Raw genomic sequence first — 20,166 nt, 5'->3', positions numbered from 1 at the left:
TTCTTTAATAGAAGAAGGGAGATATAGACTGTAATAGATCATATTACTTTTAAAAAAATGGATTTTATCGGGTCGACATGCAAGTCAACAACAGTACATTGTTCTCCATTAATATCCTGCAATTTATATTTTGCTTTGCTTATTTCTCCTGTATGAGGATTCCATAATTCAAGTTTTTTTGTTCCTTTTATTACAACTTGTCCATCAAAAGCTGTTGAAATTGGATTTGCAAAAAAGTACACATCGTTCTTCCCTTTTTTATGTATATAATGGAGTACTTGTTCCGATGGAAAATTTACATCGTAGGTCTGTCCGGAATATTTCAGAGCACTAAGCAATGTGCTTTTATCAGGTTGTTGAACAAAAAATATTTTTCCTCCTTTATTATTTGCCGAAGAAATGCCATTAGGTAGTATTTCGGCCATTATTTCTCTCACCCTCGAATCTTTATTGAATTGCGCAGCCCTTTCTGGAAGTTGAGTTGTAAAGATAATCGTTCCACCAAGATCATAAAAAGCCTTGATTTTTTCTAAGTTGTCTATATCGATCACTAAAACTGAAGGTATAATTAAGACTTTCATAGATATACTCTCCTTTTTGTAAGGCATTATTAATTGCTTATCTTTTATAATACACCTTTCGGAAAGAACTTCGGGATGTAAATAGATATGGTCTAAACCAATTTCATTAGATAGTAAACGGCTTACTTCCAAATAATCCATATCAGGAATTTCAACTCCTCCTTTATAATGTCCCAATGGACCATCTAAATAATTACCTGCTTGCATAGCAGCAATTGGATAAAGTACGCCGACATCGGCAATTACTTTATCTTCATTTTGCAATACTAAGTTCAGGCGCGAGAGGTATTGATTGAATACAGGTAAAGAATCTCGGTAGATCGGATTGCGGTGCGAAAGTTCAGGAAGAAAAAATACACCTCTGGTTTTGTCGTTATACCATACTGCATGAGGAATAAGTACATTGATTCCTTTTGAATACTGATCCATAGCAATACTAAATATCTCATCCCACGATATATTACCCATATCTCCGTATGTTTCAGACATAATTAAGTGATTATCCCAATTATACGCCGCAGAACTTACTATTTTATAGAATTTTTCTGCCGGCCTGTTCCCTCCTATCTTATCAATACCGGGAATTTCCTGATATTTAAAGCACTTCATTAGATCTCCCGATGTATTTACCGGATTTACAATCTCTTCATTATCTTGATGTCCTGTTGCCTTCACATTATGTGCTCTCGCCCACTCACTAGATTCTTTAGGATAACTTTCTGCAAAAAGTTGAGTTCGAAAGCCAAAAAGATAATTACGGGCAGCAACTGTTTCCTTCCCTATATCGTACCACAATGCGGGGTAATAGATAATAGGATCGAAGTCGTAGCAATTCTGAAACTGCGCACGATATTTTGGAGTCCATATTCTACCTTGCGCCCTGTACATTGTTATTTCGTCGAAGAATGTTCCTATAACTGTTTTGCCGAAGTGCTCTCCAAATCTCTTATAATATTGCTCCTGCGTCATACTTATGTATTTTTTTACTGACTCAGCGTCTAAATAATCAACATTCGGGTCACCATCTTTTACTATATAAAAACACATAACTTTCCAGTTCCCTTTAGGAACATTCCAATCAAGCAAATTATTTTTAATGAGGGGAGAAATATTGATACGTTCCAGTGTTTCTATATTCATTGCAACTACACCTTCTATTATTCCTGTATCGGGCAAGGCTAAATGAAATGGGGAAGGTCCTGCAACTTCTTTCTCTAACTTGTCAAGTCTCTTGATTGTATGATCAGGGTATTTATTCATAAAACGAGGGGTATCATCACCATTAATGGCTCCGCCACTTCCACTCGGAAAACCGTATTCGTCATAAATATCCAGATATACTCCTAAGTCTTTCGCTTTATTAATAGCAGCCTTATATACCTCAAAATATTCTTCGGATAAATATTCTGGTTTGAATTTTTTTCCAAAAGGAAGAATTGAAAACCCTCCGTAACCGCACCGATTGACAAATGCAGTCATTTGCTCTTCGATACCTGTACGTGTTACTGTTGTATCATTCCAAAACCAGAGAGGTTTTGGTTTGTATTGCATGGACGGATTTTTGAAAGATTCTTTTGTCAGATAATTACTTTTAGATTGATTGTCATCCGCAATGATTCTTTGTCCGATAAATAAGGATATCACAATCATCAATAGGCTAAGACTCGTGTTTTTCATTTCAAATTATTTTCTAGATGGAACAGGATTTCGATTGTTGATAAAGATAATCTACCTTTTACTATTTAAGTTATACTAATTGATCAATATATTTTGAATTATGACATTTATAGTAATGAAAAACAAGTGTCATATTTCTTTTTTCTAATGCTCAGTATGCAGTTTTATTTTCATAAATCATTTTTTTTTGATACTTTTAGAAACGAAATAATCTATTTAGTTGATAAACTAATAGAAATTGTATATAACTAGCTTTCGTATCCATACTTAAAAAACAAGCATAACATAGCAGATGACTCATTTACCTGATTTTATAAGTGACCTAGCCATCATCCTCATTACAGCAGGGATAGTAACTATCATATTTAAAAGACTGAAACAACCAGTTGTATTAGGATATATAGTTGCCGGATTTTTCGCAAGCCTTCATTTCAAAAGTTTAATCGAAAGTATAGTAAAGAAAACAACAGGTATATCAGAGAATGTTATAGCTGAATTTTTTAATCAGCTACCCGAAGTTTCAGATATGGCCAATGTCACTATCTGGGCCGAAATTGGGGTTATCTTCCTTCTATTTGCTTTGGGATTAGAATTTAGTTTCAAAAAGTTAATGGATGTCGGAGGTACAGCTTCTGTCGCAACGCTTATTAATCTGGGTTCAATGATTATTATAGGCTATGTTGTCGGTCAGTTTATGGGATGGTCTAAAATGGATAGTATATTTCTCGGTGGAATGTTGTCGATGTCATCTACTACCATTATTATAAAAGCATTTAACGACATGTCGCTCCAGAAGAAGCGGTTTGCCGGAATTGTATTTGGCATGCTTATCGTCGAAGATCTTGCAGCTATACTTATGATGGTATTGCTATCGACTTTGGCTGTCAGCAAGAATTTTGAAGGTACAGAGCTCGTTAATAGCATGCTTAAGTTGGTATTCTTTATGCTGATATGGTTTTTGGTCGGTATTTATATCATACCAACCATGTTGAAAAGACTAAAGAAATACCTTAATGATGAAACCTTATTGATTGTAGCGATTGGTTTATGTTTAGGGATGGTTTATTTTGCATCCAGTGTAGGATTCTCTGCTGCATTAGGAGCTTTCATTATGGGATCTATTTTGGCTGAAACTATAGAATCTAAGCATATAGAACATTTGGTTGAACCATTGAAAAATCTTTTTGGAGCAGTGTTCTTCGTATCAGTAGGTATGATGATAGATCCTCAAATAATTATTGCGTATGCTCCTACAATACTCCTACTTACGATAGTCGTTCTTATAGGACGCGTAATATTTGCAACGATTGGAGTTCTTGCGTCAGGGCAAGGTTTGAAAGTAGCAATACAATCAGGATTCAGCTTAGCGCAGATTGGTGAATTCTCATTTATTATCGCTACCCTAGGTATGAGTCTGGGGGTAATAAGCGAAAGATTATATCCTATGATTGTGGCAGTATCGGTTATTACTACATTTACTACACCTTATCTGATTAAGGCCGCAGATCCTGCTTATAATTGGCTTGAAAAGCGAATACCTGCTAAATGGGATAAACTTATACAAGGCTATGGAGCATCCAGCTATAAAACCATCAGTAAAGAAAACAACTGGAAGAAATTATTAAAGAGCATCATTTTTAATGTAATTATATACTTTACGATAAGTGTAGCTATAATGCTTATCAGCTACGAAATAGTCACTCCTTTCATTATTAAATATACATCAAGCATCTGGGGAACTGTTTTAGACGCATTGATTACTCTTACATTGATGGCTCCTTTTATGAGAGCTCTCATAATGAAAAAGAACAGATCTACCGAATTTAAAAGTTTGTGGAGAGCAAATGATCTTAATAAAGGAATACTCATATTCATTATTGCTTTACGTATCATTATATGTATTGTATTGATTTCTATGACGATTATACCTTTATTCCAACAAGTGTCTCCTATATGGTTAGTTCTCATTGCTACGGTGCTAGTAATTGCTATAATCTTCTCTAAAGGTTTTAAAACACAGTCTCGATTACTCGAAGCTCGTTTTCTTGCAAATTTGCACAGAAAACAAATATTAGATGAGAAAAAGGCCGTCCTGCTTCCTACAGTTGCGAATGATCTCCGATTGAAAGAAATACATATAGAAGAAATTGAAATTCCTCAATCATCTCATAGCATTGGAAAAACTTTACGTGAATTGAATTTCAGGCAAAAGACTGGAGTTAATATTATCTCTATAATAAGAGGTACTCAGAAGATTAATATACCCGATGCAGAAGAACGTCTTTATCCATTTGACGTAATAGTTGTTGCAGGTTCGGATGATGAAATTCAAAAGCTTATTCAATCACTGGAAGAGCGTAAGCAAGATGCTATATTGAAAGAGTTAGAAAATACGCAACACCATATTGATTTATCTCAGTATACTATAAAAAAGAAATCTCCTCTTATCGGTAAATCTATTATTGAATTAGGCATAAGAGAAAATACCGAATGCATGGTAATTGGATTGGACAGAGATAATCAATCTATTACTGATTTTAAACCAACCTTAACTTTCGAAGAAGGAGACGTCCTTTGGCTTGCCGGAGAGACGGATAAATTAGCTTTATTCGAAGAAAATATTAAGGCTTCAGTAAATTCTTGAAGAAATAATTAGAAATAAATATAGCATTATTTATTTTCATCATTATGTGACCTAAATCTCTTGGTTACAATGATATATTACTATCTAAAATCTATTATTAATTTGATAATGAGATAGATTGCATTTAAATAAATTTCGACAAACCACTTTTTTTTCTTACCTTCGCCTCGATTGTAAGAGAATCTTATAATTATTCAGGCTTGGTCATATCACTTTATTCTTGTCAAAAATCGTTTGGCAATGACCTATCGGAAAGTCTGAATTCTATTTATTAATAAAGCATAACGTCCGAGGACTCTGATAATCATTTGAGATGATTTGTCCCGTTATATCAGTTATGCACCTTAGTGTTTCAATTTCGATTTAACACTTTTGTAGTTCCTATTATATCTTACATGTAAGGTATAAGTGGATTTAGCAAACATATATCAATATGTTGAGAAAATTATTTTGTACTTATTTCTTTATTCTTTCGGTATCTTCTTTTACTTACGCTGACGAACCGGAAAAAAAAGATTTTCTTCGGATTGGCGGTGCTGTTCGTTTCAACACTGTGATTGAGAATTATGAGTCGAGTAATGATGCGCTTAACACATATATAAAAATGGATACTTGGTATCTGGCATTTGCTGCTCATAAAAAAGGATTTGATCTTAGTTTTCAATATCGTTTCTACCCCGAATCTAAGGTTCACTTTCTCCATCATGCTTATATTGGTTACCAAATTGACGAAAAATGGTATGCTAAATTGGGAGTATTTCAAAAACCATTTGGTATAGGTGATTTTGCGTCGCATTCGTGGTGGTTTCAGATTCCATATTATATGGGACTCGAAGATACTTACAATACTGGGTTGGGATTTAGCTATAGATACAACAAATTGACTTTCGAAGCCGCTTATTTTCGTCAGGCAGCACCAAAAGGGTTTATGCCATCTAATGTGGAAGATAACGCTGTTGGTAACAGCCGATTTTCTTATGCTGTCGTCCCTACTACTGGCTATGCAAACGGTGAATTGTTGGAGGCTAATATCCGGGAATTGGATCAATTTAATACTCGTATTCGTTATCAAATAACAAATTACTTAGAATTGGGTTTATCAGGACAATTGGGAAGTATCTATAACAAAGAACTAAACGAGAGAAATTGGGGTTTCACATGGGCTGCACATACTGTAGTAAATTATGGCAGATGGAATTTCAAAGGACAGATTATCGGATATGACTATAATGCAAAAGCCGATAATGGAGAGAAACTAGATATTCTGCAAATGGCTGCTTACGGAGCAGCCTACGATGTGGCTACTCAAGGCAAAATATATCTGGCAGGATTATCTTATATAATACCGATAAACAAGCGATTTGTTAAAAGTATTCAGCCATATATGGATTATTCCATCGTAGATAAAAGCAAGAAACAATATTATTCCACCCAGCATTTTATACCGGGAGTATTGATTGTATCAGGACCTGTTTATACACATATAGACTATGCTTTAGGGAAAAATCAACCGTGGCTGACGTCCAATTTTGGAGAAGGATTGGGCGAAGGGCAGAGTGATGCGCGATGGAATAGCCGCTTCAATATAAACATGGGTTATTACTTCTAACACGATCAAGCTATTTACAATAACACAACTATAAATATAAAATATATCTGAACATATATAATTTAAAATATGAATAAAATTGAGATAAAAAATTTGTACCTAATTTTTGGGCCGGCTAAGAAGCTAGCTATGAAAATGTTGAAAAGCGGAAGGTCTAAAAAAGAGATCCATGCTAAAACCAAATGTACGACAGCAGTAAACGACGTAAATCTGACCATTAATGAAGGTGAAATATTCGTTATTATGGGACTATCTGGTAGTGGTAAATCATCCTTGTTGAGATGCTTTAATATGCTTAATGTACCCACTTCTGGTTCGATATGTATAGATGGGGAGGATGTTACTAAAATGGATAAAAGTTCTTTATTAGATCTTCGCCGTCGTAAGATAGGAATGGTTTTCCAACATTTCGGTTTGTTGCCTCACCGTACTATTTTAGATAATGTGGCTTTTGGTTTGGAAACACAGGGTTTGTCGTTACAAGAAAGGAATAAAAAAGCAGAAGATGTTATAAAATTGGTTGGTCTTTCGGGATATGAGAACTCCTACCCTCACCAATTGAGTGGCGGAATGCAGCAGCGTGTAGGTATCGCCCGAGCAGTGGCTACCGATTCGCAGATCTTACTTATGGACGAAGCCTTTAGTGCTTTAGACCCATTAATAAGAAATCAGATGCAGGATGAATTGATAGAGATACAACAAAAACTTAAAAAGACGATTATATTTATTACTCATGATTTAGATGAAGCGCTAAAACTGGGTAACACAATCGCCATAATGAAAGATGGTGTAATTGTGCAGCAAGGTACATCGGAAGATATCTTAATGAATCCTGCGGATGATTATGTGAAAGCTTTTATCGGCAATGTCGATATGGCAAAGATTATAACGGCATCATCTATTCAGGAACCATTCAAAGCCCGTATACAACTTGGTAAAGATGGGCCCGCCTCGGCTCTGCGATTGATGGAACGCTTCCGTGTAATCTTTCTTCCTGTTGTCGACAAAAATAATTGCTTTAGAGGATATATACGGGAGAAAGATGTGCTTAAGAAAATAGAACTCAGAGACCAGGATATGGAATCTATTCTGATTGAAATACCAAAAGTACAAGAAGATAATTCCGTTTCGGATTTATTACCCTTATTTATCAATCAGAAATATCCTTTGGCTGTAGTTGATCAGCGCGACCGACCGGTGGGTTACATTCGTCATTCTGATGTAGTGTCTATGGTTACAGGATATGATAATGACGAAGTACAAACAATAATAGAAAATGCAAATTAAGATTTGCAATATTCAAACAGTCTCTAAAGACTAAATAATTAAAATATGGAAAGATTAAATATAGGAAAATATGTAGAGCAGTTTGTCGATTGGCTATCAGATGTGGGAACTCCCATTTTTCGGCAAATTACGATTATAATAGAAAATTGTGTAGATATATTACAAGAGGTGATGTTAGCGATACCTTTTTATGTGATAATATTATTATTTGCATTAGCTGCTTTTTTTATTAAAAGTAAAACGATTAAAAAATGTAAGATTACGAAAGAGAATGCAAATAATCTTTTGGGATTGCCTCTCTTTTGTATATTAGGGCTTACGCTTATTTATTTAATGGGATTTTGGGAAGAAACTATTGTAACATTCATATTGGTAGTTGTTGCAACACTGATTATTTTGTTGATAGGTATTCCACTGGGTATATGGTGTGCCCGCAATAAGAAAGCATACGCAGTTGTAAGGCCTATTCTCGATTTTATGCAGACAATGCCTGCTTTTGTATACCTTATTCCGGCTATTTTATTTTTTTCTGTTGGGAATGTGCCCGGAGTAATAGCAACAGTAATATTTTCTCTCCCTCCTGCTGTTAGGATGACAGCACTAGGTATAAAAGAAGTACCTAAAGAGATTGTAGAAGCTTCGGTTGCTTTTGGTTGTACTAAAGGACAAACATTGTGGAAAGTACAAATCCCACTGGCTATGACAACAATCTTGGCAGGTGTTAATCAGGTAATCATGCTTGCCTTATCTATGGTTGTTATCGCATCAATGGTCGGCGCAGGAGGACTGGGCGAAAGTGTATATGCAGGGATTCAACAAGCAGATGTTGCCCTTGGGTTCGAAGCCGGTTTATGTATTGTTATCTTAGCTATAATATTAGATCGGATGACACAATCGGTGGGTCAAAAGAAGGAGGTAGCAAAATGATGAAAAAATATCTATTATTATTGTTATTGCCTCTTTTCATTCTTGCTTCGTCGTGTGAACGTCGAACCAAACAAGATGTGTTAATATTATATCCTAACTGGGCAGATGGTATTTCGTTCACTTACCTGGCTAAGGTGATGCTGGAAGATAAAGGATATACTGTAAGGCTCAAAAGATTGGAACCGGGACCTATATTCGCTTCACTGTCACGTGGAGATGCAGATATTTATATGTGTGCATGGTTGCCTTATACACATAAAAATTATTGGGATCGCTACGAAAAGAAACTCGATGTATTAGGTACTATTTTTAATGATGGTATTACAGGTCTGGTTGTTCCCACCTATGTAGATATAAACTCAATTGAAGAATTGAATGAGAATAAAGATAAATTCGGAGAAAAAATATATGGTATAGCTTCCGGCGCAGGTATTTATAAGAATACAGAGATCGCAATTGAAGAATATCGATTAGACTTCAAACAAATGGCATCATCCGAAACGTCTATGATAACAGCATTAAAGAAAGCTGTAAACCATAGTGAGTGGATTGTAATAACAGGATGGAAGCCCCATTTTATTTGGTCGGATTTTGACTTGAAACCTTTAGCTGATCCTAAAGGCGTATATCCAACTGATAGAATCGAAACTATATCTCGAAAAGGTTTTGCTGAAGACAAACCCGAATTAGCAAGTTTCTTCAGTAAGTTTTCGTTGGACGAAAAGTTAGTAAATGAATTAATGAATGATGTTGCTATTGATCGAGATCCTGAAGTGGGAGCTAAGAAATTTTATGATAAACATAAAAGTGAGCTGAACTTTTTTGACTAATATAAAATATACTTCGGATAATTAAACAATGTAAAATCGTCTAATTATCCGAACTTTTATTAGCTAAAGACTGATTTATTCAACGTTTCTTCATCACAAAATCAGCCAAGAAAGATTCTCTATAACTGTTTCCAATCGATATCTCGTATGATTTTAGAAAAATATCATTATTGTCGAACGAGTCTATGTGTTGGCTATTAATTATGTACGATTTGTTTACCCTCAGAAATGTACTCTTAGGCAATTCCTCATGGATTGTTTTCAGATTCATCTTAGTGATTATCCGTTGATCTTCGAGCTGGACGATAACATAATCTTTCAATCCTTCAATAAAGAGGATATCTTTAAAGTTGACTTTAAAAAACCGGCGTTCTGATTTGATGAAAATATATTCATTCTCTATATTTTCTATATCATCTTTCTTATTTAGTAATAAAGCCTGATAAGTTATTGCCTTATTTACAGCTTTCTCGAATCTATAAAACTCTACAGGTTTTATCAGGTAATCTATCGCTTCGACTTCGTAGCTATTCAGCGCATATTCGGCATAAGCGGTAGTAAAAATAACTAATGTGCTTTTGGGTATATTGCGGGCAAATTCAAGACCTGTTATATTGGGCATCTGTATATCCAAAAATATCAGATCTACAGGATTAGCTTCCATAAATTCTGATGCAGAAGTTGCACTATTGAAGCTGCCAACTAATAGCAGTTGAGGTATCTGATCGACTAACAATTTTATTCCTTTGCGAGCTAACGGCTCATCGTCTACTATAATACAGTTCATAATTTTAAATGCAGATTTACAGTATAGGTTATTTCTGTTTCATTAAACGATAAAGAGTAGTTTTCATTGTATAATAACTCTAATCTTCTCTTTATATTGGATAACCCTAGCCCACCCTGTTCTTTTTTTATCGGAATTGCAGGTTTGGAATTTTCACAAATAAACGAAAGTTCGTTATTTTGGACTTCGAAGTACAAGTGAACATAAGACAGATTATTACTATCGGGATTGTGTTTCACCGCATTCTCTACAAATGGAATAAAGAGTAAGGGCGGTATTTGTATATTATGGATATCACCTTCTTTCGATACAATATATTCAAAATTATCACGGCGAATTTTCTCTAAATCTAAAAAACTTGTAAGGAACTGGATATCTGCACTGAGAAATACTTCGTTGCGTGTACTATCATTTAGTTGATATTGTAGCATATCATTTAACTTTACCAACATCTGCGATGCTTCGCCAGGATCTTCTTTCATTAATATATTTGCGTTATTAAGCATGTTAAATAGGAAGTGTGGGTTGATCTGATTCTTTAATTGTTGGAGTTCCGATTGCATGGTGGTCTCTTCCAGTTCGGTGATTTGTTTGTCATAGAGTGTCCATCTGCGGAATAATTCTACACTGGTAGTACCCACAACGATAAGTGAAAGAGTTACAAACGCAAACGCAATATTAATTATAGAAAGTGAGTCCTCAAGCCAGGCATCATCTTCAATAATTCTATAATATTCTGGTATAGAGTTTAGTGATATTGCTAGACCCAAAAGAGCAATGGAGATAGCAATTGCGAATAAAATGGCATATCTAGAAAACAGGTTCTTCACTAGATACCTTGGAATCAATAGATATATGTTAATATATATGGGAAATGCAAATGCGGGCAAACTAAGAATAAATGCATAGAAAAGTCCTCTTCCCTTGAAGCCTGAAAATACATTTAGATAAGCAAAAAGTACTAATACAACAATCAGACATAGGTATCTAAAATATTTGAATTTAGGATTTACCAGCAAATTGGAGAGTACAGCAGTCTGCCCATTATTCTTTATAGACATAATTGTAAACTGTTTATATTATTAATATCATTTTGTTCTATAATTAATTTATAATTTTTCCCGTACAATAATTCTAGTCTTCGAGATAGATCATCTGGCTCTATTTCTTTTTGTTTAGTGCTAGCCAAAGGATATATGCAACTGAAATAAAGCATATCTTTTTTTAATTCAAAAATGATTTCAATAACAGGATCTCTATCTAATTTATTGACGGTTATATATTTAATTGCTTTTTCGACTATGGGAATAAAAAGAAGAGGCGAAACCAATGCCTGATTCGTATTTCCATTAGCAATTACAGTAAAATCAAAGTTATTGCTATGTACTCTCTCCAAATTAAGATAATCTTTAATGAAAGAAATATCAGCACTTAGTAGTACCTTATCTCTTGTACTGTCATATAATTGATACCGTAATAGATGGCTCAATTTATGTAGTAGCAATGATGCATTCTCCTGATCTTTTTTTGCTAAAACATTTGCTTTATTAAGCATTCGCGAAAGAAAATCAGGCTGAATAAGGCTTTTGAGTTCTTTGAGTTCTGTTTCTAATTTATCTTTTTCCAACTGTTTAATTTGCTGATCGTGTAACATCCATCGTTGTAGAAATACGGTAAATGAAAAAGCAAAAAAATAGAAAGCAATTGCAAGTGTGTTTGCAATAAGAAAAGCAATAAACTGGGAATCTGATTTGAGAATTCGATCTGCTACTTGGAGGTTCTGCTCCGTCCTATAGGTTAAAGTAAGAGTAATAGATAGCGTGAGAAATATAATTCCCGAGAAAGAAAGAATATATGCCTTAAACTTATTCTTGAATAATAATTTCGGTATTAAAACATAAATATTTAGGCATATTAAGCCCCAGAAAGTTAGCGTGAGGAGTATAAATAAGTATGTAACCAAATTATAATCCATTATCTGATTAAGATCAACGAGAAATCCATGCAATAGTATTGAAGATAGGATGATGAGAAGTATTAGATGTCTGACTATCCTGTATCTGGGACTAATCAAAAATCTACTCCAATACTCCCCACTGTATAGCTGTTCTTTGTTCTTTGGCATTAATTCTGTATTATTCTATGATGCGTGCTAAAGTAGTAATATATCCTGTAACGGTAGAATTTCTTATCTTAAAATCCATATTTTATTGCTACGGCCACATAAGGAGCAACAGAAAAGTGAGGGTCATGTTCTCTTTCTTTGAAAAATGCTTTTAAGCTTCGCTCTTGAAAATAGGCTGCACGATATGCTGACACACCGGCTGTGATTGGTACAGATAATGATTTACTAATCTTAAATTCGGGCTGAATACCTGCCACTACATATTGGTGGGTAAACACCATATCTTTACCATCTTTCTCAACCAAAGCCATCATTCCACTCATTTCCCCTACTACTTTCAGATTCAGATACCTATTAAGTTCCATTCCGGCCGATATTTCTATTGCATCTATTAACGAGATTCTTACCTGATAACGACCTTCGGTTCTCCAGTTGAGATAAAATGCAGGAAATACCATTGGGTAGCCGAATGCATTGTTCAAAGCAAGACCGCCACCAATATCTAAAGTAGGCTTTAAATGTCTAATAAAAATAACACCCCCGTGTCCCATAACATGTTTGAAACGTATATTTGATATTTTGGTGTCGTCTGTAAATACACCTACTCCAATGCTGGCTAACATAGACCATTTTTCGCTGATAGGTCTCATATGCATCAAACCTATCTGAGCATTCAAAATTTCGGGCGTGTAATATTCTTTAGATAGTCCTTTACCTCCTAAAGAAGCATAAGAGCCACCTAGACCGATAGCCCATGCCGTTGGACGATTGTTTTCGTTTAATTTCGTTGAAAGAGGTATCTTAAAACCTGCCTGGATAATTTTGGCATCTCCACTCCCTTCTGTCTTTTCGTTATTTTCGTCTTTGTAATTAGAAGAACCTATATATTCTGTTCTTACAAATGCCTGTGCATTAGCTTCAATGCTAATTATTAATAGTAAAATAGAAATAAATGCTAGTTTCATTGTGCTTTTTAATTGAATGTTTCGACGAAAGTAGATTGTTTTTGATAGTTAATGTGTGATAATATACTTTCGCTGTTATATAGTATACAAAGCATTGTATTCGGTATAGATTTATATTTCGATGACGTACAATAATCCTTAAAATAGATTCAATTCTACTTAATAACCTATTTATTTCATATAGTTAAAATCTAAAATAATTACCTCCGTGTGATAAGTTAAAATATATCAGCACTTATGGACGTAACATATTTATGTCATTCATTAGTCAGATAAAGTATTTCTATAATCTGAAATTAATTTTGGAGGAAAAACTTACAGTTTTAAAAGAGGAATTGGGTGCCATAAAATATGGATAGAATCTTTACGCAAATATTCCACTCTTATAAGTGCCAGTGGTGAAAAAGAAAGGCTTTCTTTTTTCGAGAAACAAAAAGAAATTATTGAGAATATGATATAAAAGATAAGCCCTTTATTCAATCGAATAAAGGGCTTTCTTCTTATGATACAGAATTACTTGAACTCTTTGTTGAGTTGTTTCACCCAATCATTTATTCGCTTATCTGTTTTATCAGATTGATTTTCCATATCTATTACCAAACCTTGGAATTTTCCATCCTTCAATGCTCGTGAGTGAGCGAAGTTATAGCCTTCCGACGATGTGAATCCAACCAGCTTTGCTCCTATCGATTCGAAAGTTTCAGCTAATATTCCGACTCCATCTACAAAATTGTCGGGGTATCTTACCTGATCTCCTAATCCGAAAATAGCAACTTTTTTACCGTTTAATTTTAGAGACGTTAATTCGGGTATAACTTCGTCCCAATAAGTCGGTAATTCGCCATCGAACCAAGTCGAAGTCCCAACTATCAAATGGTCATATTTTTCGAAATCTTTCTCCCATGCATCCTCCACTGGTATTATATCAATCTTTACAGGTTCGAATGCTTTTTGAACCCTTTCAGCTATAGCTTTTGTTTTGGTTGTACTTGTTCCATAAAACAGTCCAATCTTTTTCATAGTTGACTATATTTTATAATTTAATATTCCAGTAATTTCTTTGCGGCCTCATAAATACGTTCTTCTCGTGGCAATATAGCCTTTTCCAGAATCGTATTAAAACCTACAGGTGTAAAGGTAGCACCTACACGTTGAATGGGTGCATCCAGATAGCGAAACATTTCGGTTCCTATCATAGCTGCCAATTCAGCACCGAATCCCGAAAATACTTTGTCTTCATGAACTACAAGTACTTTACTGGTTTTCTTTACCGATTCGAAGATAGTTTCTTTATCTAAAGGTATTAACGAGCGAATATCTATTACTTCTATATTTAAACCGTCTTCTTTGGCAATCTGATCGGCCACATTCAAACAAAAATGAGTAGTATTACCATAAGTAACAATTGTCAGGTCATTACCCTCACGGCGAATGCGTGCCTTCCCGAACGGAACTTCAAAGTCATCGGGTATTACTGTAGATGATTCTACTGCATTGTATAGTGATTTTGGTTCTAAAAATAGAGTAAATCCTTCCGATCGCATACTTGTGCGTAACAGCCCTGCTGCATCATCAGCAAAAGATGGGTAAACTATACGTACGCCGGGGAATGTAGATAATGCACCTTCTATATTTTGAGAATGGTATATACCTCCACCGATATATCCGCCTGAAGCTAACCTTAACGTAATATTCGGTGAGTACTTACCATTGCTTCGCCAATAGTCGTGTGTACATTCTACAAACTGTTCCATTGCCGGCCAAAAGTAGTCAGCAAATTCAGCTCCTTCTATCACAATCCGTATTTTAGAGTCGAATCGGCTCATTCCATTTGCTGTACCTACAATATAGTCTTCGGCAATAGGTGCATTAAATACACGTTCTTCGCCAAATTCTTGTTGCATACCTTTCGATACATTGAATACGCCTCCTTTTTCTTTGTTAGCCATATCTTGTCCCCAGATAAAAGTATCGGGGTTGTGTCGGAATTCAGCTTTCAATGTTTCGTTAAGAGCCGTAACAAGGTTTTTCTTCTCACCTTCTTCGTTATGTGTTCCATCCACATATTTCTTAGGTAAATATGGATCGGGAATAACAAAATCGTAGATACTTTTCGGATCGGGATCAGGTGCAGCCAATGCTTTACGATTAGCGTCTTTCAAGTCTTTTTTAACTTCTTCTTCTATTTCTTTTAGTTCAGCGTCAGTGAAGCGTTTGTAGCGCAACAGCATGCGTTGAAATTTGAGTAATGGATCGGCAGCTTTTACATAAGCCAATTCATGTTCATCTCTATACAATGTTTGTTTGTCGGAGTTGGAGTGAGAACCTATACGTACGCAATTTGCCTGTACGATAACAGGGGTTCTGTTTTCGATTGCATATTCGCGGGCAAAAGTCATAGCATTCATCGAGTCGAATACATCTTTACCATTGCAATGTACAATTTTAAGATTCTTAAAACTTGCAAAGTTATCTGCTACCTTACGGTTTGCTGTCTGATCTTTTTTAGGAACAGAGATACCATAACCATTGTCTTGTATGACAAATATTACAGGTAGGCGTTCGTTCGATGCGCCATTTATAGCTTCGTATACATAACCTTCGGATGTTGCTGCTTCACCATGCGATGTAATGGCAACACCTCCACTTTTATAGTAAGAAATTGCTCGTGCCACCCCTACTGCGTGCAAATCGTGATTGCCCGTAGCCGAGGATACATTTTGTATACCCCATTCAGGTTTTGCAAAGTGATTAGACATATGGCGTCCGCCGCTGGCCGGGTCCGTAGCTTTAGATATTCCGTTTAGTATTATTTCTTCGGCTGTCATTCCTGCCGATAACACTGTAAGCATATCTCTGTAGTATGGGAACAGAAAATCTTTTCCTTTTTCGAAAACTTGTCCCATAGCCAATTGTATACCATCGTGTCCCGCATAAGGAGCGTGGTATGACCAGCCTAGCGATTGCAATAGATATGCAGGTGCTTTTTCGTCAATAGCTCGTCCTAGTTTCATCAGATAGAACCATTTTTTCAGGGTTTCTTTATCTGTTGTTTTTATATCGAATTTCTTCTTCATAATTATTTTATTTAAGCATGCTTAATTATTAAGCATTCCAATTTTCTAAATAATCGGCTATACGACGTAAAAAGTTTCCGCCTAACGAACCATCTATTACACGATGGTCGTACGATAAAGACAGATACATCTTTTGTCTGATAGCTATAACGTCACCTTCCGGAGTTTCAACCACAGCAGCTTTCTTTTCTATTGTACCCACTCCTAAAATAGCTACTTCGGGTTGATTTATAATCGGAGTTCCGAACAAACTCTTGAACGAACCGAAATTGGTAATAGTAAATGTACCGCCTTGTATATCGTCCGGCATTAATTTATTAGCACGTGCCTTACTTGCAGCAGCAGAAATAGCCGAGGCAAGACCGCTAATACTTAGCTTATCTGCATCTTTGATAACCGGTACAATAAGATTACCGTCGTTTAACGATACGGCAATACCTACATTGATACGTTTTTTAAGGATAATATTATATCCGTCAACCGACGCATTCACATTCGGGAAATCCCTCAATGCTTTGGCTGTGGCTTCTGCTATAGCCGGCATATAAGTAAGACTGATTCCTTCACGACGTTTAAATTCATCTTTATTTTGTTCACGCCAGCGTACCAGTTTAGTTACATCTACTTCCACTACATTGGTAACATGCGGAGATATTTTCTTAGATGCGACCATACGGTCTGCTATTATGCGGCGTATAGGATCCATTGCAATCACTTCATCGCCAACTGCTGTTGCAACTGGACTAGCAGGTTTCGGTTGACTGCTTTGTTGTGGCGCAGATATCGCCGCAGGTTTTTCTGCAGTTGCCGTTTTTTGTACAGGAGTAGGTGTTACACCTTGTTTCTTTTGGTCGATATAATGTTCTATATCCTTTTTGCTTAAACGACCCAGATAACCGGTTCCGGTAATTTTATCCAATTCCTCATTAGAAAGCTTAGCTTCTTTAGCTTTTTGTAAAACTACAGGTGAATACCATTTTTCATCATCTCCTTTCACATTTTTGGCTGGTGTCTCAGCAACAAGAGTTTGTTTTTCTTCGACTTGTGCCGGAAGAGCCTCTTTCACCTCTTCTTTCGGGCTTTCGGCAGTGCTATCACCTGTGTCTTCTCCTTCGAGTTCTATCACTGCGACAACTATACCTACAGCTACAGTATCTCCTTCTTCGAAAAGAATTTTAGCTACCTTTCCGGCTACCGGCGATGGTATCTCTGCACTTACTTTTGCTGTATTTACCTCGAATAAGACATCATCTTCATTGATGATATCCCCTACTTTAACAGACCACGACATTATGGTTCCTTCTGTAATACTTTCGCCCAGTTTGGGCATTTTTATATCAAATGTTGGCATAGAAATTATATTTTAGGGTTTATAACCCGTTTATAGTGCTATAATGAATTTAGTGCTTATTATGCTAAAGCAGTAAACAAGGTCTATGACCTTTTATTAACAATTAAACAATGACAATTCGGATAAAGTTTTCACACTTAGACTATTTTAGAGAATAAGAATTGAAATTCCATTCGGGTGTCAGATATTTAGCCTCTTTTAGGTTTTGAATATTTATAATATCTTTTTTATCAAATGCATATATCTTATTTTCTTCATTCTTTTTTGTGAAATAATCTAATATGAATTTCTTAAAATCATTTATATCAAAAGAATTCGGTACATACTTGCTGATATTGGTTACAGGACTTTTCACAGACTTTACATATACCTTTTTGCTGGCCTTATCTTTATTCTCAGCTTCTTCCGGATCACCTTCTAAGGTAGCTACAAGGCTACTCAGATCGGAAGAGAATAGTAAAGTCGCATGAAACATAGCTCTGCCTTTATGCACACATTGAGCGCTCCCCGATACTTTCAGACCATCTATATTTATTGCTCTGCGTGCATCCGATTGAGCCGCGATACCGAGTTCAGACAAAAGGTCTACGATCTCTTGTGTGAATTTATCGAAATTAATATTGCTATTGGTTTCAATAAATGTAAGATTGAGATTTCCCATGTCATGAAATACAGTTCCACCACCGGAAAAACGGCGTACCACTTTAATGTTATTTTTCTGTACAAAGTCGAGATTAATCTCAGCCGGTACATTTTGGTGTTTACCTAAAATAACGGACGGTTCGTTTTGCCAGAGCATAAAAATATCTTCCGAAAAATTCTTTAATAGATATTCTTCAGCAGCGATATTGAAATACGGATCAACGTTTGTATTGTTTATACAGAGCATTATTAAGGTATATCAGGCAAATAAAGATTCGTGAAAAATTTCGCTAACTGTTGGATGCGGGAACACTTGTTTACTAAAATCGTCAACTGTATATCCTTTTTCGATAGCGATACCTGCAATAACAATAAGCTCGGAAGCGGGATTACCAAGCATATGGCATCCGATAATACGTTCGTCTTTGTCGATAATCAGTTTGCAGAGTCCGTTTCCAATTTCATTTTCAGCAACAAATCGCCCCGAATAGGCCATAGGTAGCTTTAACACATCGAAGGCTATACCATTTTCTGTCAGTTCTTCTTCTGTTTTACCCACTCCTGCAATTTCAGGATTGGTATATACAACACCCGGAATAGCTTTATAGCTCATACTATCGTCTACGCCTAAAATGTGATTAATCGCTACTTCTCCTTCGCGAATAGCAGTATGGGCAAGTAGAGAGAAACCTGTTATATCTCCGGCAGCATATACTTGCGGATGACTTGTTTGCATAAACTCGTTTACTTTCACTCCGTTTCGTAGTAGTTCGATATTCAGTTTATCCAAGCCTACGCTACTGATAATAGGCTTGCGTCCTACACTTACAAGTGTTTTTTCAGCTTCGATGGTAATTGTTTTATTATCTTTTTCTACAATAACACCCTTAGGAGTAACTTCTACAACTTTTGTTTTCAGATGAAAATCAACACCTTTTTTTGTATAATCAGCCCTTAGCATTGCAGAAGTTTCTTTATCCATGGCACCCAGTATCTCAGGCATCATTTCAATTACACTAACCTTTACTCCCATGCTATTGAAAAAAGAAGCGAACTCAATACCAATAACCCCACCACCGATAATGGCAAGAGATTTAGGTAGTTCCTTTGACTCAAGAGCTTCTTTCGATGTCCAGTACTGAGTCTCAGATAACCCCTTGATTGGTGGTATAACTGTTTCGGAACCGGTACATACTAATACATAAGTTACTTGATATGTATCTTTACCACATGCGATGGATATATTTCCATCTTTCTCTCCTGTAATAGAGGCTTCACCCTCTACAATAGTAACTCCGCCTCCTGTCAATTTCATTTTGACACCTGAGGTTAATTTCTTAACAACCTTATCTTTGCGGTTGATAATTTTGCTTAAATCAAATGTTGGATTGCCTTCTGCAGAAATTCCGTATTTGGCTGCACTTTTTATATTATCTAATGTTTTAGCTGAGTACAATAGCGTTTTGGTGGGAATACACCCTTCGTTTAGACAAACACCCCCTATTGCATTTTTTTCAAAAAGGATAGTCTTCAAACCGTTAACAGCAGCCTTTTCAGCAGCATTATACCCAGCAGGACCACCTCCAATAATAGCGATATCAAATTCCATATTTAGTACTTATTGGTTAAATCTATTACATAGAACAAATAATAGATGCAATTGG

At 35.7% G+C, this 20,166-nt stretch carries 15 protein-coding genes; 5 read left to right on the top strand and 10 right to left on the bottom strand.

The window, feature by feature from the left end:
• Window positions 1-38: 38 nt before the first annotated feature.
• Window positions 39-2,258, bottom strand: a complete 2,220-nt coding sequence (locus tag G7Y57_RS07865) for a glycosyl hydrolase (RefSeq protein WP_255491373.1) — start codon at window positions 2,256-2,258, stop codon at window positions 39-41.
• A 292-nt stretch (window positions 2,259-2,550) separates the two neighbouring features.
• On the opposite strand from G7Y57_RS07865, the gene G7Y57_RS07860 reads away from it, so the two are divergent.
• The 5 genes from G7Y57_RS07860 (at window position 2,551) to G7Y57_RS07840 (ending at window position 9,555) form a co-directional block, all read left to right on the top strand.
• Window positions 2,551-4,902: a cation:proton antiporter gene (locus G7Y57_RS07860; protein ID WP_165021908.1), complete on the top strand. Its 2,352-nt coding sequence runs from the start codon at window positions 2,551-2,553 to the stop codon at window positions 4,900-4,902.
• Between the two features lie 433 nt (window positions 4,903-5,335).
• Window positions 5,336-6,511 (top strand): hypothetical protein, encoded by a 1,176-nt coding sequence (locus G7Y57_RS07855; protein ID WP_255491372.1) that lies wholly within the window; start codon window positions 5,336-5,338, stop codon window positions 6,509-6,511.
• 69 nt (window positions 6,512-6,580) lie between these two features.
• A complete protein-coding gene (locus tag G7Y57_RS07850; protein ID WP_165021906.1) occupies window positions 6,581-7,798 on the top strand; it encodes a glycine betaine/L-proline ABC transporter ATP-binding protein in 1,218 nt (405 codons plus the stop codon).
• A gap of 45 nt (window positions 7,799-7,843) precedes the next feature.
• Window positions 7,844-8,725, top strand: a complete 882-nt coding sequence (locus tag G7Y57_RS07845; protein ID WP_165021904.1) for an ABC transporter permease — start codon at window positions 7,844-7,846, stop codon at window positions 8,723-8,725.
• A complete protein-coding gene (locus G7Y57_RS07840; RefSeq protein WP_255491371.1) occupies window positions 8,722-9,555 on the top strand; it encodes a glycine betaine ABC transporter substrate-binding protein in 834 nt (277 codons plus the stop codon). The genes G7Y57_RS07845 and G7Y57_RS07840 overlap by 4 nt, the downstream gene beginning before the upstream one ends.
• A gap of 79 nt (window positions 9,556-9,634) precedes the next feature.
• Here the strand turns inward: G7Y57_RS07840 and G7Y57_RS07835 are convergent, their stop codons facing one another.
• The 9 genes from G7Y57_RS07835 to lpdA form a co-directional block, all read right to left on the bottom strand.
• Entirely contained in the window at window positions 9,635-10,342 is a 708-nt protein-coding gene (locus G7Y57_RS07835) for a LytR/AlgR family response regulator transcription factor (protein WP_165021902.1), read from the bottom strand.
• Window positions 10,339-11,403, bottom strand: a complete 1,065-nt coding sequence (locus tag G7Y57_RS07830) for a sensor histidine kinase (RefSeq protein WP_165021900.1) — start codon at window positions 11,401-11,403, stop codon at window positions 10,339-10,341. The genes G7Y57_RS07835 and G7Y57_RS07830 overlap by 4 nt, the downstream gene beginning before the upstream one ends.
• Complete coding sequence (locus G7Y57_RS07825) at window positions 11,394-11,969, bottom strand: histidine kinase (RefSeq protein ID WP_165021898.1); 576 nt, start codon at window positions 11,967-11,969, stop codon at window positions 11,394-11,396. The genes G7Y57_RS07830 and G7Y57_RS07825 overlap by 10 nt, the downstream gene beginning before the upstream one ends.
• Before the next feature lie 566 nt (window positions 11,970-12,535).
• A complete protein-coding gene (locus G7Y57_RS07820; RefSeq protein WP_165021896.1) occupies window positions 12,536-13,432 on the bottom strand; it encodes a DUF6268 family outer membrane beta-barrel protein in 897 nt (298 codons plus the stop codon).
• 513 nt (window positions 13,433-13,945) lie between these two features.
• On the bottom strand, window positions 13,946-14,452 hold the full coding sequence (locus tag G7Y57_RS07815; protein WP_165021894.1) for a flavodoxin: 507 nt from the start codon (window positions 14,450-14,452) through the stop codon (window positions 13,946-13,948).
• 20 nt (window positions 14,453-14,472) lie between these two features.
• Window positions 14,473-16,509, bottom strand: a complete 2,037-nt coding sequence (locus G7Y57_RS07810; protein WP_165021892.1) for a thiamine pyrophosphate-dependent enzyme — start codon at window positions 16,507-16,509, stop codon at window positions 14,473-14,475.
• A gap of 28 nt (window positions 16,510-16,537) precedes the next feature.
• Complete coding sequence (locus G7Y57_RS07805; RefSeq protein WP_165021889.1) at window positions 16,538-17,860, bottom strand: dihydrolipoamide acetyltransferase family protein; 1,323 nt, start codon at window positions 17,858-17,860, stop codon at window positions 16,538-16,540.
• A 142-nt stretch (window positions 17,861-18,002) separates the two neighbouring features.
• Window positions 18,003-18,749, bottom strand: a complete 747-nt coding sequence (locus G7Y57_RS07800; RefSeq protein ID WP_165021887.1) for a biotin/lipoate A/B protein ligase family protein — start codon at window positions 18,747-18,749, stop codon at window positions 18,003-18,005.
• Between the two features lie 12 nt (window positions 18,750-18,761).
• Window positions 18,762-20,111, bottom strand: a complete 1,350-nt coding sequence (lpdA, locus tag G7Y57_RS07795; protein ID WP_165021884.1) for a dihydrolipoyl dehydrogenase — start codon at window positions 20,109-20,111, stop codon at window positions 18,762-18,764.
• Window positions 20,112-20,166 lie beyond the last annotated feature (55 nt).

Origin of the sequence: Dysgonomonas sp. ZJ279 (assembly GCF_011039205.1) — a bacterium.
Lineage (GTDB): Bacteria > Bacteroidota > Bacteroidia > Bacteroidales > Dysgonomonadaceae > Dysgonomonas.
This window is presented reverse-complemented; position numbering and strand designations above follow the sequence as displayed.